Genomic DNA, 20,835 nt, shown 5'->3' with positions numbered 1-20,835 from the left:
AATTACGCATTGCAACGGTCGAGTTTCAATGCAGAAAAATTAGACTTTCCCTAGTACCAGATATTCTAACAAAGCCTTTTGCGCATGCAGCCGGTTTTCAGCCTCATCCCAGACTACCGACTGTGGCCCGTCGATTACCTCTGCCGAGACTTCTTCGCCGCGGTGCGCCGGCAGGCAGTGCATGAATAGTGCATCCGATTTTGCCCGGCGCATTTTTTCAGCGTCGACAATCCAGCCGTCAAACGCTTGCAGCCGCGCCGCGTTTTCAGCCTCGAAGCCCATGCTGGTCCAGACATCGGTGGTAACCAGATGCGCATCCTCACATGCGTCGGAAGGATTGCCAAACAGCGTGTAGCGCGTATTCGATGCAGACACCAGGCTCTGGTCAATGTCGTAACCTTTTGGTGTCGAGACATTGACGTGAAAGCCGAACACTTCGGCCGCTTGCAGCCATGAATACAGCATATTGTTGGCGTCGCCGATCCAGGCTACGGTCTTGCCGCTGATGGAGCCGCGATGTTCAATATAGGTGAATATATCGGCCAATACCTGGCAAGGATGGTGCTCATTGGTCAGACCGTTGATGACGGGAACGCGAGAGTTTTGCGCAAAGCGTTCGATGATGTCCTGGCCGAAGGTGCGAATCATGATGATGTCGCACATGCGCGATACCACTTGCGCGGCGTCTTCCACCGGTTCGCCGCGGCCGAGTTGGCTATCACGCGTGTTCAGATAGATTGCCGCACCGCCAAGCTGTTGCATGCCGGCCTCGAAAGATAAGCGGGTGCGAGTCGAGCTTTTTTCGAACACCATCACCAGCGTGCGATCCATCAACGGGTGGTACGGCTCGTAATTCTTGAACTTGTGCTTGATGATGCGGGTGCGTTCGATCACATGCTCGAACTCGGCCAGTGAAAAGTCGGAAAACTGCAGGAAATGTTTGATTGGTTTGATTGTCATAAATAGAAGCGGCAGCAAGCATGTCGCCTGCCGCCGTAGTTGTGTGTCTGTTTTAATTATAAGGGATTAATTATAAAAAAACCCTTAACTGGGGCCTCTCGCACAAATCTCAGATTGTCCAAATTCAGCGGTTAATAAAGCGTCTGAGACGACTCATGTACTAATTGCAGGTATAACGCGTAACGCATTTCGGCAATCTGCCCCGCTGTTACTGCGGCCTGGACCGCGCAGTGCGGCTCATTGTTGTGATGGCAATTGTAATACTTGCACTGGCCCAGATACGCTGCAAATTCCACGAAGGCGCGTTCCAGCATTCCTTCGGTCAAATGATAAAGGCCAAATTCCTGAAATCCTGGCGAATCGATGATCGCGGTGTTGCCGTCAGTGCTATACAGGCGGGTGAAGGTGGTCGTGTGCTTGCCGGTATCGAGTGCGGCTGAAATTTCGCGCGTGGCAATTTCTGCATCAGGTACCAGCAGGTTAATTAAAGACGATTTGCCCATGCCGGACTGGCCGATCAGAATCGTCGATTGTCCGTTCAGCAGCGGCTGCAGCGTCGCACAAGCCGCATCCGGCTGGGCGCGTGCCGATACTTCATGGATCGGATAACCCAACGATGCATAGGCTTTCAGGCGCTCCCGCGTTTTCGGCAGCGCTTCAACCACATCGGTTTTATTCAGCACGATATGGGCTGTAACGCCGGCCGCTTCTGCTGCAACCAGCGAGCGCGAAATCAGGTCATCGGCAAAGCCGGGTTCAGTGGCCACCACGATGAATAGTTGCGTGACATTGGCTGCCAGCAACTTGGATTTGTATTGATCCGAGCGGTATAGCAAGGTCTTGCGCTCGGCTATCGATTCGATCACGCCCTGGTTGGCGGAGGTCAGCTTCAGGTTGACGATGTCGCCCACTGCGACATCACTTTTTTTCCCCCGAGTGACGCATTGGAGCTTGAGGTTATTTGCGTCAACCAGATAGTGTCTGCCATGCGCGGCGATCACGGTGCCGGATTGAAGTGTCATGAAATTGTCATTCAGTGGCGCTCGATCAGGAAAAGGTTTGCTCGAAAATCGCATCGATTTTCGCAGCACAGATAAAATCATTTTCCGAAACGCCGCCTTGACCGTTGTTCGCTGTGTGGGTATCGAATTTCACCAGGCAGCGGTTGTAAGTGACGGTCAGTTCCGGATGGTGGTCTTCGGCATGGATGACATAGGCAATCGCCTTGATGAAAGCGAGCGTTTCATAATAGTCCTTGAACTTGAATGTCTTGGCGATGCGCGGGCCATCCTGTTGCCAGCCGCTGATCGCAGTCAGATATTCGGTGATTTCATTTGCGCTCAACGCGGCTGCATTAGGAACGCATTTTTTTTGCAGCAAAGTATTGGTGTTCATCATGTGCTTCACCTTATTTAGGTTGAAAGTAACTTACTGATGCGCACGCTTGCTGGCGGATGCGAATCATAAAAGGCCGAATACAGCGGGTCTGGCGTCAGGGTGGATGCGTTGTCTTCGTAAAGTTTGACAAGTGCTGAGACCAAATCCTGCGATTGGGTATGTTTTGCCGCAAAGGCATCAGCTTCGAATTCGTGTTTGCGCGAAGTGATCGAAGTCAGCGGCGACAGCAGGAAGGTAAATACCGGCAACGCCAGCATGAACAGGATCAGCGCCATCGCATCGGTGCCGGCCAGCAGCATCGGGTCGACCCCCAGGCCGGTATAAAACCAGGTCTGCGTCTTCAGGTAGCCCAATAACGCCAGGAAACCGAGCGACACCAAAAACATCACGGCAATGCGTTTAGTTACGTGCTTCAGCTTGAAATGCCCGAGTTCATGGGCCAGCACCGCCTCGATTTCTGCCGGTGCCAGGCGCGACAGCAGAGTGTCAAAAAATACAATGCGCTTTGCTGCACCGAAGCCCGAAAAATAGGCGTTGCCGTGGGCGCTGCGCTTGGAGCCATCCATCACATAAAGACCTTTTGCTGCAAAGCCGACCCGCTGCATCAATCCTTCGATGCGCTGCACCAAACTTGCATCGGCTAATGGCGTAAATTTGTTGAACAGCGGCGCAATCACGGTAGGGTACAGGACCAGCATCAGCAATTGGAAACCGCTCCAGACCAGCCAGGTATAGAGCCACCACAGGCTGCCCGATTTTTCCATCAGCATCAGCACTACCCACAGCAAAGGCAGACCGATGGCTGCGCCGATCAGCGTGTTTTTCAGCATGTCGATAAAGAACAGGTGCAGGCGCATCTTGTTGAAGCCGAAGCGCTGCTCCAGCACGAACTGCTTGTAATAGTCGAAAGGCAGGTCGATCAGGCTGGAAATGAGGGTGAATGCGAGAATCAGGCCGATCTGGTAAATCATGCCAATACCGGTGACATTAAATACCGCGCTCGATAGCCATTGCAGGCCGCCCAAGAGGGTGAAGCAGATCAGGACCGCCGCATGCACCAGCAGCACTACGATGCCGAACTTGGTTTTGGCGATGGTGTAATCAGCTGCTTTCTGATGGGCCGCGAGCGGAATCTTGCCGGCGAATTCAGTCGGCACCGCGCTGCGATGCACAAGGATATGCCGGATATGCCTTGATGCCAGCCAGAATCGCACGACTAAAGTGAGCATCAGGAAGCTGACGAACAAAACTGAAAACCCGAGTGAATACATTCTGTTCCTGTGAGAAAATGGCGTCTTGCTAAAGGAAGAATTATGTCACAAGCCACTGAATTACCAGCATCATCCGACAAACCGGCCGTAACTGTACGTCCGAACGAGTTCAACCTGATCTGGGTTGACATGGAAATGACCGGTCTGGACCCGGATAAGGATCGCATCATCGAAGTTGCTGTCGTCGTAACGGATGCGCAACTCAACATCCTGGCCGAAGGCCCGGTGTTTGCGATTCACCAATCCGATGAAACCATGAAAGGCATGGATAAGTGGAACCAAGGCACGCATGGCCGCTCCGGTCTGATCGAGCGGGTCAAGGTCTCTACGATAAGCGAAGCGGATGCCGAATCTGCGCTGATCGATTTTCTGAAGCATTTTGTACCGGCCGGAAAATCGCCGATGTGCGGCAATACGATTTGTCAGGATCGCCGCTTCATGGCGCGCGGGATGCCGAAACTGGAAGCATTCTTCCATTATCGCAACCTTGACGTATCGACACTGAAAGAACTATGCAAGCGTTGGAAGCCAGAAATTGCCACCGGCTTCAAGAAGCATCAAAAACATACCGCGCTGGCCGATATTCTGGAATCGGTCGAAGAGCTGTGCTACTACCGCAAGCATTTCATCAAGGAATAAGCGGTATCGCGCTTCTCGCTTGCAGTCATCTGGTTCGGGTTGCGTAAATTTAATATACTGGATTAGTGTATTTTACAATTTGTAATGAAGTAATGCGGGAGTTGCCTTATAAATTGGCATACTCCCTATTTTTTTATTGGTGGCGTGGGTATTTGAAGCGCAGTAAAAACTTCCAAGCCAAAGCATTTTTTTGACAGAGCGGCTTTAGCCGCGATCAGGCGCAAAAAACCGCGGCGATTATCCCCAATGGGATGCCATTGTGTAGGTGCGAATTTATTCGCACTCTTCACTATTCCATGCGAACTTGTGCGAATAAATTCGCATCTACGGCGCTGCTGTCCCAACCATGAAAAAGACATGGTGATTGGCAGAGTATCTACATAACTACACTATCGCGTTTTGATGGGCTGCAACCGCTCATTCAGTCTTGTTTTCAGCCGCCGGCTCCGCGCCGCAGCACTTCTTGAATTTTTTGCCACTGCCGCAGGCGCACAAGTCGTTTCTGCCGACCTTGGGTACTTCGCGCTTGATGGGCGCGACTGCCGATTTTCTGTGCGGCAACCAGAAACGGTAAATTTCTGGAATCGCCGCCTCGACTTCGATTGCCAGCTTATGGCGTTTGAGCGGATCGTCCACCAGCACCATTTCTTCTTCTTCGATTTCCTCTGCGCCGAGCAGGTAAATCGGGCGCGCCAAGGCCGCGATATTGGATGACCAGATCGGCTCCCACACCTGCGCGCGCAACTGGATGCCTTCCCAGAATCCCCAGGCCCAGGCTTCACCGTCGATCACCGAGCGGCCTTCAAATTCATATTCGCAATACAGCGGCTCGAATTCCTTCGGGGCCACTTCCAGCGTCACCGCAATTTCGTTCATCACACGCGCAATCAGGCCGGTGATGCGTTCCAGTTCTTTTTCAGACTTGAATTTCGGCGCTTTTTTTTGCTCCGGCCCCCATACGTTCGGCAGCCATTCCGGCATCAGCACCATTTCTGGGCCGATCACCAGTGCGGTTAAATAACCATGCAGCGAATCCATGGTCATGCCGTCTTCGGCGCAGCGGTCGGAGAGCAGGAACTGGTCCAGTTCCTTGAATTCTTTATCGGATAACGGGTCGTCGAGTTGCATAAGGATTTTCTGTCAGGATGAAAGCGGCAAGACCCGCAGTGTAGCGCGTTGGGTCATGTGCCGGCGAGCGGCGATGCGGATTAAGCGGCGGAGACAGCGACATCGGAGAAACGGCCATAAACCGTACAATGTATTCATGAAACCTCTAAACATTACGTCATTTGCGACATTATCTCCCGACTGCGTGCTGGATGCGCTGGAAAGCGTCGGCCTGCATGGCGATGGCCGCATGCTGGCGCTCAACAGCTATGAAAACCGGGTGTACCAGATCGGCATGGATGCAGCGCCGCCGCTGGTGGTCAAGTTTTATCGTCCGCAGCGCTGGAACGATTGCGCAATACTGGAAGAACATGCGTTCGTGCAAGAGTTGGTCGAGCGCGAGATTCCGGTGGTGCCGGCGCAGGTTGTAAATGGTGCTTCGCTGCACGTATTCAATGGCTTTCGCTTCGCGGTATTTGCCCGCCATGGCGGCCGCGCGCCGGAACTGGAAGACCGCGCCACGCTGGAATGGCTGGGGCGTTTCATCGGCCGCATCCATGCGGTGGGCGCACTGCAGACGTATCAGGCGCGCCCGACGCTGGATATCAACAGCTTCGGTACCGCGCCGCAAGAATATTTGCTGTCACATGATTTCATTCCGCCCGATCTGCTGGCCGCGTATCGCAGCGTCATGGCGCAGGCGCTGGAAGGCGTGCAGCGCTGCTATGAGCGTGCCGGCGCGTTGCAATTGCTGCGCTTGCACGGCGACTGCCATGTCGGCAATGTGTTGTGGACCGATGCCGGCCCGCATTTCGTCGATTTTGACGATAGCAGAATGGGGCCGGCGATTCAGGATCTCTGGATGCTGCTGTCCGGCGAGCGCGCCGACAGGTCGCGCCAGATGGCGGATTTGCTGGCCGGCTACGAAGATTTTTGCGACTTCAATCCGTACGAACTCCATCTGGTGGAAGGGCTGCGCACTCTGCGCCTGATTCACTATGCGGCCTGGCTGGCGCGGCGCTGGGATGATCCGGCTTTTCCGGTAGCGTTTCCGTGGTTTAACACGCAGCGCTACTGGCAGGACCGGATTCTGGAATTGCGCGAACAGATTGCGTTGATGGAGGAAGGGCCATTGTGGATGGTCTAATCCGATTTTGCGCTCACGATTGAGGTAGGAATCGAACCATATTCCAGCGCGCTACCGCCAATTGCGCCATTGCCGCTGCACTGCTGCTGCCGATAAAACATCGCCAGCAGCTTTTTTTATTCTCGCGTATATTCTTGCCTGGTCAATTAGTTTCTGGCGGCAATATGCAAGAAAATTCCCCTTTGTTTACTTTGGAAAAGTATCAGATCGACGATAGCGTCGGTTTTCTCCTCTCGCGTGCCCGTTCGCTGCTGGCGAAGTCGATTGATGAGGCGCTGGCTGGTTGCGACATCACTCATGCCCAAGGCGGCATTATTTACCTGTTGTCGACGGGAAAATGCTCCTCTGCTGCGGACTTGGCGCGCGAAGTCTATATCGACGCTGCCTCAATGAAACGCACGCTGGATCGGCTGGAAGCGCACAAGATCATAGAGCGCAAGCCGAACCCGGATGACCGTCGCCAGATTCTGTTGAGCCTGACGCCGGCCGGCGATGCGCTGGCGCAAAAAATGCCGGTCATTTATGTCGATATGCTGAACCGTCTTTTTGCCGGCTTCAGTGCAGAAGAAGTCGGCTTCCTAAAATCCCTGCTGCGTAAATTGTTGGTCAATAATACTATCTGACAACACTTAAAAATATAATTGACCAAACAACTTAAATAGCGCGATATGACTCCTTTCATTTCAAAACGCATTCTGGCCGCAACTGCCAGCGCCATCCTGCTTTCTTCCTGTGCCAATTTTCAGGGCATCGAGCCCAGCGCCCGGCAAAACGCCGCGAGCGATTATGCCGCCGGCACGCTGGCCGGCGGTAGCGGGGAATGGCCGGCAGTCAGTGCGCCCTGGGCCGGCACGATTGGCGGCGCGCCCTTGCAGGGCTTGGTCGATGAGGCGCTGGCCGGCAACCCTGGAATGGCGATTGCCGCTGCCCGCGTGCGCGCCAGCCGTGCATTGGCCGAGGCCGTGCGCGGCGCCGCGCTGCCAACGGTCGGCGCCAGTTTTGACAGCACCTACCAGCGCTTTACGGAAAACGGCATGATTCCCGCGCCCTTGAAGGGCAGCTTTCAAAGCGATAACCAACTGGCGCTGAATTTTTCCTACGAATTCGATTTCTGGGGCAAGCATGCGGCCGAATGGCGTTCCGCGCTATCGCAGGAAAAAATGGCGGAAGCCGAACTGCATGGCGCTCGGCTGGTACTGACGACGGCCGTCGCGCACGCATGGTTGCAATTGGCGCGCCAATCCGCGCAACTGGATCTGGCCGAGCAGCAGCAAGCCTTGCATCAGCACGTTGATCGCTTGACGAAGCAACGCATTGCCGCCGGGCTGGATATGGATAGCGATGCGCAACAAGTTCTACTGCAAAGCGCAGCCTTGCGCGCCGAACAGTTGCAATGGCAGGAAGCCATCGGACTCACGCGTAATCAACTGGCCGCCTTGATGGGCCAGGGCCCGGATCGCGGTCAGAGCATCGCGCGCCCGGCGCTGCCGGAGTTGTCGATGTTGTCGGAACTGCAAGCGTTTCAATTGCCGGCGCAGTTGCCGCTGGCTTTGCTAGGGCGTCGTCCCGACATCGTTGCGGCGCGCTGGCATGTGGAGGCAGCGCAAGGCGATATCGACAGCGGCCGCGCGCAGTTTTATCCGAATGTGAATTTGCTGGGCTTTGCCGGATTGTCCAGCCTCGGCTTGTCGAATTTGTTCGATGGCGGCAGCAGCATCGTCGGCATCGGCCCGTCAATCCGGCTGCCGATTTTCGAAGGTGGCCAGTTGCGGGCCCAGCTCAAGGGCCGGGTTGCCGCCTATGACGGCGCTGTCGCAAGTTACAACCAAAGCCTGACGCAAGCGCTGCACGAAGTGGCGGACCAGCTGCAATCGCTGCGCGCATCGGAGCGGCAATTGCGCAATCAGGACGTCGCGCTGCAGGCCGCGCAACAGAGCTTGAAGCTGGCGCAGCAGCGTTGGCAGGTCGGCACCGCCAATAAGCTGCAGGTGTTGGCGGCCGAATCGATCTGGCTGACGCAACGCAAGCTGGCGCTCGATCTGCAGGCGCACCGCGCCGAGTTGCAAGTCAATATGCTCAAGGCGCTGGGCGGCGGCTTCGACGCTGCGCAGCACGCCTTATAATGCCGAATATATTGCGGGGTATTTTTTGAGTCGCACTGAAATATTGCGGAAAACAGGTTGTTATTCGGCATACCCATGCATGTAATAAGCGCGCTACAGCACCCGTTCAGATCATCTTTATTTTTATTCATTTAACTTTTGTGGAATCCGCGTCATGAACGCTCCGAGTCAAGCTGTATCCGTTGCCCTCGCCCGAAACCAACGCCGTGGCCCATTGATTGTCGTCACGCTGGTGCTGGTAATCGTTCTCATCGCCTATCTGGTCTGGTGGATATTGAACGCCAAGAATTTCGAGAGCACCGACGATGCTTATGTCGCCGGCAATGTGGTGCAGGTAACGCCGCAGGTCGGCGGCACCGTGGTGGCCATCCATGCCGACGATACCGAACTGGTGCAAGCCGGCAAACCGCTGATCGAACTCGACCGCAGCGATGCCAAAGTGGCTCTCGACCAGGCCGATGCGCAATTGGCGCAGACCATTCGCGAAGTGCGCGTGCTGTATGCAAATAACGGCGCGCTCGGCGCTGGTGTGGCGCAGCGCAGCGCCGAAGTCGAGCGGGCCAAGGCGGATCTGGCGCGCCGTCAGCAATTGATCGGCAGCGGCGCGGTATCCAAGGAAGAACTGGAACATGCCCGCAGCGCGCTGCAGAGCGCCACCTCGGCGCTGCTGGCGACAAGCGAGCAATTGGCATCGAATCGCGCCTTGACCGACCGCACTTCAGTGGCAAAACATCCAAACGTCCAGCGCGCCGCAGCGCGTGTGCGGGAAGCGTATCTGGCCTATGCGCGCACCACCTTGCCGGCGCCGTTGACCGGCTATATTGCCAAGCGCTCGGTGCAGTTGGGGCAGCGGGTGGCCGCCGGTACGCCATTGCTGTCGATTGTGCCGCTCAATGCCTTGTGGGTGGATGCTAATTTCAAGGAAGTGCAAATTGCCCACATGCGCATCGGTCAACCGGTGACGCTGGAAGCCGATGTGTATGGCAGCAAAATCGTCTACCACGGCAAAGTTGCCGGCTTTTCCGCCGGTACCGGCTCTGCCTTTGCGCTGTTGCCGGCACAAAATGCCAGCGGCAACTGGATCAAGATTGTGCAGCGCCTGCCGGTGCGCATCGCGCTCGACCCGAAGCAACTGACTGAGCATCCGTTGCGGCTGGGTTTGTCGATGCAGGTGAAGGTGGAAGTGACGCAGCAGAAGGGCGCGCCGCTGCCAGCGGCCGGGCTTGCGCGTACCGAGCCGGCCTATAAGACTACCGTGTTCGACGCCGTCGCGCAGCAAGCGGATGCACGCATTGCCGGCATCATCGCCGCCAACGCGGGCAGCGTTGGCAACTCTGTCGGCAGCCCTGCAGCGCATTGAAGCCGGCTGTGCAGGGCGTTCTGCCGGCGCTTTTTGATTGACGTTTTTTGATTAACGTTTTTTATTAATTAAAGCAACCAGATTGTTTCTATGAGTTCACCTATTCACCCCGCTATCCAGCCGCTCACCGGTGCCCAGTTAGCGCTGGGCACCTTGGCCGTGTCGCTGGCCGTGTTCATGAACGTGCTCGATTCATCGATTGCCAACGTGTCGATTCCTGCCATCTCCGGCGACATGGGGATTTCACCGCAGCAGGGCACCTGGGTCATCACTTCGTTTGCGGTTGCCAACGCGATTTCGGTGCCGCTGACCGGCTGGCTGACCGTGCGTTTCGGCCAGGTACGCCTGTTCATGACGTCGATCTTGCTGTTTGTCATTGCCTCCTGGATGTGCGGTTTGGCGCCGAATATCGAAACCTTGATCGCCGCACGCGTGTTGCAAGGTGCGGTGGCCGGGCCGATGATTCCCTTGTCGCAAACGCTGCTGTTAGCCAGTTACCCGGTTGCCAAAAGTTCGATGGCGCTGGCGTTGTGGGGCATGACCACGCTGGTGGCGCCCATCATGGGGCCGCTTTTGGGCGGCTGGATTTCAGACAATTACAGCTGGCCGTGGATTTTTTATATCAATATTCCAGTTGGCGCATTCACCCTGTGGCTCACATGGCTGATTTATCGCGAGCGGGAATCTGTCACCCGCAGCCTGCCAATCGATAAAATCGGTCTGGCATTGCTGGTCATTTGGGTCGGTTCGCTGCAATTGATGCTCGACAAGGGCAAGGAACTGGACTGGTTTAACTCCGGCGAGATCGTTCTGCTGGCGGCCGTGGCGCTGGTCGGCTTTATCTATTTCATTATTTGGGAGTTGGGTGACGATCACCCAGTGGTCGATTTATCCTTGTTCAAGGGCCGCAATTTCAGCTCCGGCGTGATCGCGATTTCAGTCGGTTATGGCCTGTTCTTCGGCAGCCTGGTGATATTGCCGCTGTGGCTGCAAACCCAGATCGGCTACACCGCAACCGAAGCCGGCAAGGTCATGGCGCCGGTGGGCATACTCGCCATTATCATGTCGCCGATTATCGGAAAATTGCTGCCAAAGACCGATAGTCGTATCGTGGCGTCGTGTGCCTTCATCATCTTTGCGCTGGTGTTTTATTTGCGTTCCAGATATACGCCCGAGGTGGACACAATGGCATTGATGATTCCGACCCTGATTCAGGGGGCGGCGATGTCGATGTTTTTCATCCCGCTCAGTTCCATCATTTTATCGGGGCAGCCGCACGACAAAATGGCGGCGGCGTCCGGCTTGTCGAATTTCGTGCGCATCATGTTCGGTGGTATCGGCGCTTCGGTTTCCACCACGCTATGGGATAGCCGCACCGCTTTGCATCACGCACAATTAGCGGAATACTCGGGGCCGCACAATCCGGCCTTCCAGCAGGCGGTGCAAGGCATGACCAGTCAGGGCATGAGCGACGGGCAAGCGTTGTCAGCGATTGATCGCCTGATGAGCGTGCAAGCCAGCACCATGGCCGCCGCCGATATTTTCTGGATCTCGGCCATCATGTTCCTGCTGCTGATAGGTTTTGTCTGGATGGCCAAGCCGATCAAATCACACCGCCAAATTGATGCAGCAGGAGCGCATTGAACGGCATAGCCAAAGATCTGTGAACCGATGTCTCAAATAGGCCGCTAATCTGTCTCAAATGAATCGCCGCGGTACAGCGGCGTTACATTTTTCAAAGCAACTTGAGGGGGCAGAAAGCAAAAAACCCACGGGACGTAAGTCACGTGGGCTTCTTGGTATTCTTGGTAGGCCGTGCGGGATTCGAACCTGCGACCAACGGATTAAGAGTCCGATGCTCTACCAGCTGAGCTAACGACCTAAAATGTTGCTATTCCCTTTTTATTTCAGGGAATAAAAAATCTTGCAAAGGCAAGACTTTTTAAATTATTGCGGTACTAAAGTATTGCAGTATTCGTGGTAGGTCGTGCGGGATTCGAACCTGCGACCAACGGATTAAAAGTCCGCTGCTCTACCAGCTGAGCTAACGACCCGAAGAACGCAATTATAAGTAAGTGCCCGGATTCTGTCAAATGCGCCGGGCGTTATTTATAAAGAAAGCTGCATTTGATGGTGGCCTGTTGCGCTAACGAAGTGCGCTCAAGCGCTCTTTGGCGGTTTGCGCGGTAGGGGAGTCCGGATATTGCGCAATCAGTTTATCCAGCGTTTTTTTGGCATTGGTCTTATCTTTCAACTCCGTATAACAGCTGGCGATATTGAGCATCGCATCGGGGGCCTTGGGATTGTCCGGATAATTTTGTACTACCAGTTGTTGCGCTGCAATCGCGTTCTTGTAGTCGCGCTGCGCATAGTATGCGTTGCCCAGCCAGTATTGGGCCGATGGTGCGTAGCCTGATTGCGGATAACGCCGCAGGAAGTCGGAAAACGCTATGCCGGCCCGCTTGTAATCAGCGGCCTTGAAAATTGCCAGTGCTGCGTCATAAGCCAGTTGTTCGGACGGCTGGACGCTGGCTTCCTTGCCGTCAACGGTCACTTTTTGCGGTTCCAGTTTTCTCATGCGGTTATCGAGGTCCACGTAAAAATCTTTTTGCCGACGCTGGGCATTGGCCAGTTCGTTGGATAAAAGTTCGATTTGTCCGCGCAACTTTGCGATTTCAGTTTGCAGTTGTTCGTTCTGGTTGGCTAGGTCGAGCGTGCTGCTTTTATCGGCCTTGCTATCGATGCGGGCATTGCTGGCATCGATCCTGCTGCGCAGGTCAAGCACGGCACGGCGTGCTTCGTCGTCGTCAAACAGACCGGCATGGGCCGGCACCGGCACTGCGGCATAGATGAAAACGACCATCAAGGCCGCAGCGAGTGTGGAGTGGATGGGCGTTTTCATAGTCTATGCTTTATGGGTAGACGATGTCTGCGCGGCGGTTTTCAGCCCATGATGCTTCGTCGCTGCCGAGCGCTTTTGGTTTTTCCTTGCCCAGAGAAACGGCTTCCATTTGCGACTCTGGCACCCCTAGCAAGGACAGCGACTTGCGTACTGCTTCGGCACGTTTTTGGCCTAGAGCCAGATTGTATTCACGTCCGCCGCGTTCATCGGTGTTGCCCTGGATGATGATCTTGCGCGCGTTGTTTTTGATCAGATATTTGGAATGTGCTCCGACTACCGGCTGGAATTCCCCTTGTACGACGTAGCTGTCAGTGTCGAAGTAGACGCTGCGCTTGGCCAGAACGCCTTGCGGATCATTCAACGGGTCGGTGGCACCGGCGTTGACGGTGCTGACGGTACGCGGGTCAACCTGCCCGGTGCCGGCCTTGGATATGTCGCTGCGATCTTCTACCGGCACCTTGTCGTTTAGTTTGGTCGGTGTGCTGCAGGCCCCCAGTAACAGGATGCTTGCTGCGATGAGAGTGATGGTGATTGGTGTGCGCATTTGATTTTCCTGATTGTAAAATGTAAAACGTTGATAAAACATTATTTCATGAAAGGACCCCAAGTGGGTTCCCGGATATCGCCGGCTCTGGTTGTCAGGCGGTATTTGGCACGGCCATCAACAGATACCACCGCAAGCGAGCCGCGATTGCCGGCTTCGGTTGCGTACATCAGGTACTTGCTGTTGGCTGAAAAACTCGGCGATTCGTCCTTGACTGTGTCAGACAGTCGTTGTTCCTGACCATTGGCGAGGTCCAGCACGTACAGCTGGAACTGGCCATTGCGGCGTGAGATATAGGCCAACAGTTTGCCATCGGGCGAGATGCGCGGACTGATGTTGTAGGTGCCGTTGAAAGTGACGCGCTGTGCATCGCCGCCGTTGGCGCCCATCTTGTAGATCTGCGGGCCGCCGCTGCGGTCGCTGGTGAAATAGATGCTTTGGCCGTTAGCTGAGAATTGCGGTTCGGTATCGATGCCATTGGTGTTGGTCAGGCGACGCACGTTGCTGCCATCCTGGCTGATGCTGTAGACCTGGGTCAGGCCGTTGCGCGCCAGCGCCACCGCCAGTTTGCTGCCATCCGGCGACCATGACGGCGCCGAGTTGCTGCCCTTGAAGCCAGCCAGCACGGTTCTTTGGCGGGTAATCAGGTTTTGCACATAGATCACCGGCTTTTTGGCCTCGAATGACACATAAGCCACCTTGGTCCCATCCGGTGACCATGCCGGCGAGATTATCGGTTCTTTGGAGCGCAAGGCAATCTGGGTGCCTTCGCCATCGGCGTCGGCCACCTCAAGGCGGTACTCGTTGCCGGCCTTGGTAACATACGCGATACGGGTGGAGAAAGCGCCCCGGCTGCCGGTCAGTTTTTCATAAATATCGTCGGCGATCTTGTGCGCGGTGACTCGGGTGAATTGCGGTTGCGCTGCCAGCGCCAAGGCTGAGAGTTGCGCCGATTTAACGGTATCGAGCAATTTGTAGCGGACATCGAAGCGGCCATCGGCGAGCTTCTGCACGCTGCCGACCACCAGTGCATCGGCGCCGCGCGACTTCCAGTCGCCGAGATTGACGGGCGACGTCTCCGACAGCACGCTGCCGGTGTCGATGATCTTGAACATGCCGCTGCGGGTCAGGTCGTCCTTGATGATGGCGCTGACCTGTTGCGGCGCGATCGATTCGTTGGCGAAGGAGGCGAGGGCGACCGGTATCTGGTTGGCGCCTACGCCGGAAATTTCGACCCGCAACTGGGCCTGCGCGAAGGCCGACACGGTGAGGCACATCGCCATGGCGGTGCGCAGTACGATTTTTTTCATCATGGTCATTAGTCTTTCGGTTTGTATGTCAATTCGAAGCTGGATGGAACCTGTCCCGATTTGTCCTTTGGATAGGGTTCCGACTTTTCTATGCCGCGCTTGACTGCTTCATCAAAGCCGACCACACCGGAGGATTTCTGCAATCGCAGATTGCGGATGGTGCCATCGGGAAGCAGGTTGACTTCATAGACTGCGGCAGGATTGCCATTCAGGTCATTGGGCACGTTAAAGATCGTGTTCGATTTAATTTTCCCCTTGATGCGGTCGCCATACCCCGGGTCACCGCGATTGCCCTGCGATTTGGCGGCAGTGCCGGCACCGCCGCTACCGCTGGCGCTGCTGGTTCCTCCCGTCATGCGGCGCATCTCTGCATCGCGCAATTTGGCAAGTTTTGCGTCATCCGCAGCGAGCGCGGCCTGTTTGGCAAGTTCCTGCTTGTGTTTTTTTTCCTGCGCCGCGGCGGTAATCTTGCTGGCTTCTTTTTCTTCGCGTTTTTTCTGTGCCAGCGCTTTTTCTTGCTCGGCCTGTGCCGCGTCTTTTTCCCTTTGCACTTCTTTTTTCTTTAACGCGTCTTTTTCTTTCTGTACTTCTTTTCGCTGCAGTGCTTCTTTTTCCTTTTGTGCCTGCTTTTCATTCAAGAGGTCTTTTTCATGGCGCTTTTGCTCCAGCCGTTCTTGCTCCCGCTCCTGTTGCTCTTGCCGCGCCTTGCGTTTTTTTTCCTGCTCCAGTGCGATATCGGGTTTTGCTACCGGTGGCGTTGCAACCACAGGACGCGGCTCAGGTATGGGCGCCGGTTTTTCAGGCACTTTTTCGATTGGCGGTTCTGGTTCTGGTGGGGGCTCTGGTTGCGGTTCCGGTATTTTCTGCACGGCTACGGGTGCGGCTTCCTGCGTGTTCGGGCTCCAGATTTCAGCTTCGACCGTAAGCGGTTTTTCGTTTTGCCAGCGGATGCCGAACCACAGGAAGGCGAACAGTGCCACGTGGACCACCGCAGCAAGAGCGAAGGCGCGCCAGCGGCCGGGCTCATGTGGAACGGAATAGGGCGTCGATTCGTTCATGGATTTTTGACGGCTTTCACTGTTTGGCCGCGAGTCCGACGCGAGTGATGCCGATTTTTTTTGCATCTGAAATGACTTGCACCACATCGTCATAAATGATGTTTTTTTCGGCAGAAATCATCAGCGGCATCTCAGGATATTGCTGGTGCAGTTCGCGTAAATTTTCTAACAGCACCGAGTGGCTTTTTGCAGCGGTGGTGTCGCCCCCGGCGCTGTTCTGGCTTGGGGCATTGATGCGGATTTGTGCGTTGGCATCTTTTTTCAGAATCACTTCGATATATTGGCTCGGCGGCAGCGCCGATTTGCCGGCGTTCGGCAAATCCACCATGCCGGGGTTCGGCATTGGGGCTGCCGCCATGAAGATCACCAGCAGCACCAGCATCACGTCGATGTAGGGCACGACATTGATTTCGGATTTGAACTTGCGGGCGCGCCCGCCGCGCATCGAGCCTGAGATTGACGTGGTCATAGGGGCTTTCCTTAGTGCGCCTGGCGTTGCAGGATGTTCGAGAATTCCTCGACGAAGCTTTCGAAGCGAATTGCCAGCCGATCGATGTCATGCGAGAACCGGTTATAAGCGACTACCGCCGGGATCGCTGCGAACAGGCCGATCGCGGTGGCGATCAGCGCTTCGGCGATCCCCGGCGCTACCGCCGACAGGGTGGCCTGCTGCACGTTGGCCAGCCCGCGAAACGCATTCATGATGCCCCAGACGGTGCCGAACAGGCCGACATAGGGCGAGACCGAACCGACCGATGCCAGGAAGGCCAGATGCGATTCCAGAGCATCCATTTCGCGCTGAAAGGCTGCGCGCATTGCACGGCGGGCGCCATCCAGCATCGCGCCGGCGTCTGTGATGTCTTTTTTGGTGTAAGAAGCTTGCGCTTTCAGATATTCGCCCATGCCGGCGGTGAAGATGCGTTCCAGCGCGCCGGTTTCGCCATTGCTCTGACGCCGGTTGGAAGTTGCATCCTGATACAGCGTGCTCAGATTGCCGCCGGACCAAAAGGCGCGCTCGAATTCTTCGGTTTGCGCGCGCGCCGCTCTGATCGCAAACGTTTTGCGGAAAATGTAGGTCCAACTCATCAGTGACACGGCCAGCAGCAAGGCCATGATCAGTTGCACGATGACGGATGCGTTGGTAATCAGGGCGAAGAACGAGAGATCTTGAGTGACAGTCATGGATTATGTTGTGTTTGGGGCTGGTTCATCGGTGGGCGGACACGCCGCCTGAGGCAGCGCAATATCGTCGCAATATGTTTTATAGCGTAATTTTCAACAGAACGCGTGCTGGTATCGGGCGGGGTTGGAACAATTTCACATCTACACAAGCGACCTTGATCCGGCCGGTGGTCATCAGCTGTTCGCCGCGCCAGGCTTGCTGGACGAATTGCACCGAAGCCCGTCCCAGCTTTTCGACCACGACCGTCAGCTTGAGTTCATCGTCGAGCTTTGCGGGAGCAAGATAATCGACTGCAGTTCTGGCGACGACAAACATGACTCCGTCAGTGTCCATCAACGATTGCTGCCCGACGCCGGCGGCGCGCAGCCATTCGCTGCGTGCGCGTTCGAAAAACTTCAGGTAATTGGCATAAAACACGACACCGCCGGCATCGGTGTCTTCATAATAGACACGCACACACCAGCTGAAATTGTTGGTCATTATTGAACTTTGAATAAAAATAGTGGATGCACGATGCTTTGTGATTCTGGCGCTTATTATAAGGCGCTGGCTATCATGCTGTGATACAAGTTATTTTCAGCAGTCTGAGCCGGCAGCACTGAGCCGGTATTTTCTTACCTGCAGTCATGCAAATTTTTCCCTTTCGAGGAGCTCCGATGCAATTCGTTTTTCCGCCACCTGCCCCTGCCGCCGTACCGGTAGCCGGAGATTCCGTCTTTTTTCCGGTCCATCGTATTTATTGCGTCGGGCGCAACTATGTCGAGCACGCCCAGGAGATGGGCGGAACCGGCCGCGAAGCGCCATTTTTTTTCATGAAACCGGCGGACGCCGTGCTGCCGGTGCCGATGGGTACGGTAGGGCAGATGGCATATCCGACCCAGACTGCCGACTTGCAGCATGAAATCGAACTGGTGATCGCCATCGGCAAAGGCGGCCAGGACATCGACGCCGATGCTGCCTTGCAGCACGTGTGGGGTTACGCGGTAGGGCTGGACATGACGCGCCGCGATTTGCAAAGTGAAGCCAAGAAACTGGGCCGGCCGTGGTGTACCGGCAAGGGATTCGATCATGCGGCGCCGATCGGGCCGATCCATCCGGTGTCGCAGTGCGCGCTGGCTGCCGATGCGCGCATCGAACTCAAAGTGAATGGCGCAGTGCGCCAACACAGCACGCTTGACCAGCTGATCTGGAGCGTTCCTGAAATCATTGCGCATTGTTCGAAATTTTATGCATTGCAGCCGGGCGATCTGATCTTTACCGGTACTCCGGCCGGCGTGGCGGCAGTGGTGCCGGGTGATCTGCTGGAAGGCGGGATCGCTGGCCTGGAATCGTTATCGCTCAGAATCGTGTGATTGCCGGCACCCGCATGTTTTTACGTGGAAAATATACTAATGCATGTATTTTTTTCGAGTCCATGAAAATATGCGGTAAACACACAATTTTTTACTATACCCCTCGCATAATGAGGCGCCCGTTGCCATGAAACTGTACAGCTATTTCCGCAGCTCGGCTTCGTACCGGGTGCGCATCGCGCTGCATCTGAAAGGCTTGGCTTTTGACGTGATTCCGGTGCATCTGCTACGGCAGGGCGGCGCGCAATTCTCGCCCGAATATCTGCAACGCAATCCGGAGGCGCTGGTGCCGGTGTTGATCGACGACAGCGGGCTCGAATCCGGGGCCGAGTTGGGGGCCGCCTCGGGCGCTCCGGTGCTCAGGCAATCGCTTGCCATCATCGAATATCTGGAGGAAGCCTACCCGGCGGTGGCGCTATTGCCGCCGACGCCGCTGGCGCGCGCCTATGTGCGCGGCATCGCGTTGTCGATTGCCTGCGATATCCATCCGCTCAACAATTTGCGCGTGCTGCGTTATCTGGCGCGGCAGTTGAAGGTGGAGCAGGAAGATAGAAACGTCTGGTATCGCCACTGGTGCGAGCAAGGCCTGGCGGCGCTGGAACAAACCCTGGCCGCCGATGCGCGGGTGGGAACGTATTGTTATGGCGAAACGCCGACGCTGGCCGATTGCTGCCTGATTCCGCAGATATTCAATGCCGAGCGCGTTGACTGCGATTTAAGCGCGATGCCGACCTTGTTGCGCATCCGCGCTGCCTGCATGGAACTGGGTGCATTTGTCGCTGCAGCGCCCGAGAATCAACCGGACGCTGAATAAGACAGTCACAACGCCATTTACGACTAACTCACGGTTTCTGATAAGCAATCACTTCTTGCTGCTGCTCGCCCAAGCCGGCAATCCCCAGCGTCAGGCGGTCGCCGGGCTTGAGGAAGCGTTGCGGCGTCAGCGCCATGCCGACACCCGGCGGGGTGCCGGTGGTGATGATGTCGCCCGGCATCAGCGTCATGAAGCGGCTGACATAGCTGACCAGCTTGGCGACTGAAAAAATCATGGTCTTGGTGCTGCCGGTCTGCATCCGTTCGTCGTTCAAGTCCAGATACAGGTTCAGCCGCTGCGGATTCGGCACTTCATCGCGCGTCACTAGCCACGGACCGACCGGGCCGAAAGTATCGCAACCCTTGCCCTTATCCCATTGCGAGCCCAACTCCAATTGGTATTTGCGTTCTGACACATCGTTGACCACGCAATAGCCGGCCACATATTGCAGCGCATCCTTTTCGGTGACGGATTGCGCCTTGCTGCCGATGACCACGCCCAGCTCCACTTCCCAGTCGGTTTTCTTCGAGCCTTTGGGCAGCATGACCGGATCGTCCGGGCCGGACAGGCAGGACGTGGCTTTCATGAAAATGATCGGCTCAGGCGGTTTCGGCAAGCCCGCTTCTGCCGCGTGGTCGGCGTAATTCAGGCCGATGGCGATGAACTTGCCGACTTGCGCCAGCGGCACGCCGAAGCGCGGATTGCCGCGCACCAGCGGCAGCGTGTCCGGCTGCAGTTTTGCCAATTTGGCCAGTGCCTTGTCGGACAATTGATCATTGCCGATGTCGGCAATGATGCCCGATAGATCGCGCAATTTGCCTTCGGCGTCGATCAAGCCTGGTTTTTCTTTGCCGGGACGGCCGTAACGTACTAGTTTCATAATTTTTCTTAATGGGTGAGCGGCCATGTGCGCAGGCATGGAGTGGGGATGGAGTTTATCGCAAGTCCGTCAGATAGCGCGTTCCGCTGCCGGTTGGCGCAAAATTCATCCGATGGGAAGCGGTAAAATAAATGGGCACACATTTTGTGTCATTAATGCAAGCGGAGCCAACAATATGAAAAAACAGATTTTAGTCGCCAGTTTGGTCAGTTTGACCGCGCTGGCCGGATGCGCGGTGGCGCCAAATTCCGCTAGCGTTTATAGCAGCAGACAAGCACAGGGCGAGCAAATCATACGCCTGGGCGTGGTCGAGTCGGTGCGCGAAGTGCGGATCGACAAAGGCTCCAGCGGCGTCGGCCAACTGGCCGGCGGCGCAGTCGGTGCGGTTGCGGCCGGCTCCAGCATCGGCGGCGGCAATGGCGCGATTGTGGCCGGCATCCTGGGTGCGGTCGCCGGCGGTCTGGTGGGTCAGAATGTCGAAGCCAATATGGTGAACCGGCCTGGGCTGGAAATTACCGTCAAGCTCGATAACGGCAGCTTGCGCGCCGTCACCCAGGACGCCGATGAATTTTTCCGCGCCGGCGATCGAGTGCGTTTGCTGTCGTCCGGCCGCACGACACGGGTTACCCATTGATGTGCATCGAAATCGGTAGCGCAGGTGCAGAGTGCCGGCACTACCGACAAACATTGAACGGTTATGCCGGTTGTAAAAATTGATATTTTATCGGGAGTATAGGTAGAAATGATGCTATTACCGCATATAGCATATGCGGTAATTATAAATACA

At 55.9% G+C, this 20,835-nt stretch carries 22 protein-coding genes and 2 tRNA genes; 9 read left to right on the top strand and 15 right to left on the bottom strand.

Going from position 1 to position 20,835, the window contains the following annotated elements; translation table 11 throughout:
* Nucleotides 1–39: 39 nt before the first annotated feature.
* The 4 genes from argF to FKCLFG_RS12435 all read right to left on the bottom strand — a co-directional run bounded on the left by argF (nucleotide 40) and on the right by FKCLFG_RS12435 (nucleotide 3,629).
* Nucleotides 40–960 (bottom strand): ornithine carbamoyltransferase, encoded by a 921-nt coding sequence (argF, locus tag FKCLFG_RS12450; RefSeq protein WP_472613403.1) that lies wholly within the window; start codon nucleotides 958–960, stop codon nucleotides 40–42.
* A gap of 131 nt (nucleotides 961–1,091) precedes the next feature.
* Nucleotides 1,092–1,982, bottom strand: a complete 891-nt coding sequence (rsgA, locus tag FKCLFG_RS12445; protein ID WP_472613402.1) for a ribosome small subunit-dependent GTPase A — start codon at nucleotides 1,980–1,982, stop codon at nucleotides 1,092–1,094.
* Between the two features lie 25 nt (nucleotides 1,983–2,007).
* Nucleotides 2,008–2,358: a 4a-hydroxytetrahydrobiopterin dehydratase gene (locus FKCLFG_RS12440; protein ID WP_472613401.1), complete on the bottom strand. Its 351-nt coding sequence runs from the start codon at nucleotides 2,356–2,358 to the stop codon at nucleotides 2,008–2,010.
* Between the two features lie 14 nt (nucleotides 2,359–2,372).
* On the bottom strand, nucleotides 2,373–3,629 hold the full coding sequence (locus FKCLFG_RS12435; RefSeq protein ID WP_472613400.1) for a M48 family metallopeptidase: 1,257 nt from the start codon (nucleotides 3,627–3,629) through the stop codon (nucleotides 2,373–2,375).
* 42 nt (nucleotides 3,630–3,671) lie between these two features.
* Between FKCLFG_RS12435 and orn the strand changes: the two genes are divergently transcribed.
* Entirely contained in the window at nucleotides 3,672–4,268 is a 597-nt protein-coding gene (gene orn, locus FKCLFG_RS12430) for an oligoribonuclease (protein ID WP_472613399.1), read from the top strand.
* Nucleotides 4,269–4,685: 417 nt separating this feature from the next.
* Here orn and FKCLFG_RS12425 read toward each other — a convergent pair whose 3' ends face one another.
* Nucleotides 4,686–5,396, bottom strand: coding sequence for a UPF0149 family protein (locus FKCLFG_RS12425; protein ID WP_472613398.1), 711 nt, complete (start codon nucleotides 5,394–5,396; stop codon nucleotides 4,686–4,688).
* Between the two features lie 136 nt (nucleotides 5,397–5,532).
* On the opposite strand from FKCLFG_RS12425, the gene FKCLFG_RS12420 reads away from it, so the two are divergent.
* The 5 genes from FKCLFG_RS12420 to FKCLFG_RS12400 all read left to right on the top strand — a co-directional run bounded on the left by FKCLFG_RS12420 (nucleotide 5,533) and on the right by FKCLFG_RS12400 (nucleotide 11,649).
* On the top strand, nucleotides 5,533–6,522 hold the full coding sequence (locus FKCLFG_RS12420; protein ID WP_472613397.1) for a serine/threonine protein kinase: 990 nt from the start codon (nucleotides 5,533–5,535) through the stop codon (nucleotides 6,520–6,522).
* Between the two features lie 164 nt (nucleotides 6,523–6,686).
* Nucleotides 6,687–7,145, top strand: coding sequence for a MarR family winged helix-turn-helix transcriptional regulator (locus tag FKCLFG_RS12415; RefSeq protein ID WP_472613396.1), 459 nt, complete (start codon nucleotides 6,687–6,689; stop codon nucleotides 7,143–7,145).
* A 45-nt stretch (nucleotides 7,146–7,190) separates the two neighbouring features.
* Nucleotides 7,191–8,645 carry an efflux transporter outer membrane subunit gene (locus FKCLFG_RS12410; protein ID WP_472613395.1) on the top strand — a complete coding sequence of 485 codons (1,455 nt, stop codon included), beginning with the start codon at nucleotides 7,191–7,193 and terminating at the stop codon, nucleotides 8,643–8,645.
* 154 nt (nucleotides 8,646–8,799) lie between these two features.
* Entirely contained in the window at nucleotides 8,800–10,005 is a 1,206-nt protein-coding gene (locus FKCLFG_RS12405) for an EmrA/EmrK family multidrug efflux transporter periplasmic adaptor subunit (protein WP_472613394.1), read from the top strand.
* A gap of 90 nt (nucleotides 10,006–10,095) precedes the next feature.
* Complete coding sequence (locus FKCLFG_RS12400; protein ID WP_472613393.1) at nucleotides 10,096–11,649, top strand: DHA2 family efflux MFS transporter permease subunit; 1,554 nt, start codon at nucleotides 10,096–10,098, stop codon at nucleotides 11,647–11,649.
* Nucleotides 11,650–11,811: 162 nt separating this feature from the next.
* Here the strand turns inward: FKCLFG_RS12400 and FKCLFG_RS12395 are convergent.
* From FKCLFG_RS12395 to ybgC, 9 genes are all read right to left on the bottom strand, one after another.
* Nucleotides 11,812–11,887, bottom strand: a tRNA-Lys gene (locus FKCLFG_RS12395).
* Between the two features lie 96 nt (nucleotides 11,888–11,983).
* A tRNA-Lys gene (locus FKCLFG_RS12390) sits at nucleotides 11,984–12,059 on the bottom strand.
* Between the two features lie 92 nt (nucleotides 12,060–12,151).
* Complete coding sequence (ybgF, locus tag FKCLFG_RS12385; RefSeq protein ID WP_472613392.1) at nucleotides 12,152–12,907, bottom strand: tol-pal system protein YbgF; 756 nt, start codon at nucleotides 12,905–12,907, stop codon at nucleotides 12,152–12,154.
* A 10-nt stretch (nucleotides 12,908–12,917) separates the two neighbouring features.
* Complete coding sequence (gene pal / locus FKCLFG_RS12380; RefSeq protein ID WP_472613391.1) at nucleotides 12,918–13,451, bottom strand: peptidoglycan-associated lipoprotein Pal; 534 nt, start codon at nucleotides 13,449–13,451, stop codon at nucleotides 12,918–12,920.
* 41 nt (nucleotides 13,452–13,492) lie between these two features.
* Nucleotides 13,493–14,761, bottom strand: coding sequence for a Tol-Pal system beta propeller repeat protein TolB (tolB, locus tag FKCLFG_RS12375; RefSeq protein WP_472613390.1), 1,269 nt, complete (start codon nucleotides 14,759–14,761; stop codon nucleotides 13,493–13,495).
* An 8-nt stretch (nucleotides 14,762–14,769) separates the two neighbouring features.
* Nucleotides 14,770–15,819 (bottom strand): cell envelope integrity protein TolA, encoded by a 1,050-nt coding sequence (gene tolA / locus FKCLFG_RS12370; protein ID WP_472613389.1) that lies wholly within the window; start codon nucleotides 15,817–15,819, stop codon nucleotides 14,770–14,772.
* 16 nt (nucleotides 15,820–15,835) lie between these two features.
* Nucleotides 15,836–16,288, bottom strand: a complete 453-nt coding sequence (locus FKCLFG_RS12365) for a biopolymer transporter ExbD (protein ID WP_472613388.1) — start codon at nucleotides 16,286–16,288, stop codon at nucleotides 15,836–15,838.
* A gap of 11 nt (nucleotides 16,289–16,299) precedes the next feature.
* Nucleotides 16,300–17,001 (bottom strand): protein TolQ, encoded by a 702-nt coding sequence (gene tolQ, locus FKCLFG_RS12360; protein WP_472613387.1) that lies wholly within the window; start codon nucleotides 16,999–17,001, stop codon nucleotides 16,300–16,302.
* Between the two features lie 79 nt (nucleotides 17,002–17,080).
* A complete protein-coding gene (gene ybgC, locus FKCLFG_RS12355) occupies nucleotides 17,081–17,482 on the bottom strand; it encodes a tol-pal system-associated acyl-CoA thioesterase (protein ID WP_472613386.1) in 402 nt (133 codons plus the stop codon).
* Between the two features lie 176 nt (nucleotides 17,483–17,658).
* Here ybgC and FKCLFG_RS12350 point away from each other — a divergent pair, with 176 nt between their 5' ends.
* Nucleotides 17,659–18,354 (top strand): fumarylacetoacetate hydrolase family protein, encoded by a 696-nt coding sequence (locus FKCLFG_RS12350; protein WP_472613385.1) that lies wholly within the window; start codon nucleotides 17,659–17,661, stop codon nucleotides 18,352–18,354.
* Nucleotides 18,355–18,481: 127 nt separating this feature from the next.
* On the top strand, nucleotides 18,482–19,168 hold the full coding sequence (gene maiA / locus FKCLFG_RS12345; protein ID WP_472613384.1) for a maleylacetoacetate isomerase: 687 nt from the start codon (nucleotides 18,482–18,484) through the stop codon (nucleotides 19,166–19,168).
* Between the two features lie 28 nt (nucleotides 19,169–19,196).
* Here maiA and FKCLFG_RS12340 read toward each other — a convergent pair whose 3' ends face one another.
* Nucleotides 19,197–20,048, bottom strand: coding sequence for a fumarylacetoacetate hydrolase family protein (locus FKCLFG_RS12340; protein ID WP_472613383.1), 852 nt, complete (start codon nucleotides 20,046–20,048; stop codon nucleotides 19,197–19,199).
* A gap of 175 nt (nucleotides 20,049–20,223) precedes the next feature.
* Between FKCLFG_RS12340 and FKCLFG_RS12335 the strand changes: the two genes are divergently transcribed.
* Entirely contained in the window at nucleotides 20,224–20,682 is a 459-nt protein-coding gene (locus FKCLFG_RS12335; protein WP_472613382.1) for an outer membrane lipoprotein, read from the top strand.
* Nucleotides 20,683–20,835: the final 153 nt, after the last annotated feature.

This window comes from Gelidimonas denitrificans, from assembly GCF_055694065.1.
Note: the sequence above shows the minus strand (reverse complement) of the source record. Positions and strands in the feature narration are given on the sequence as shown.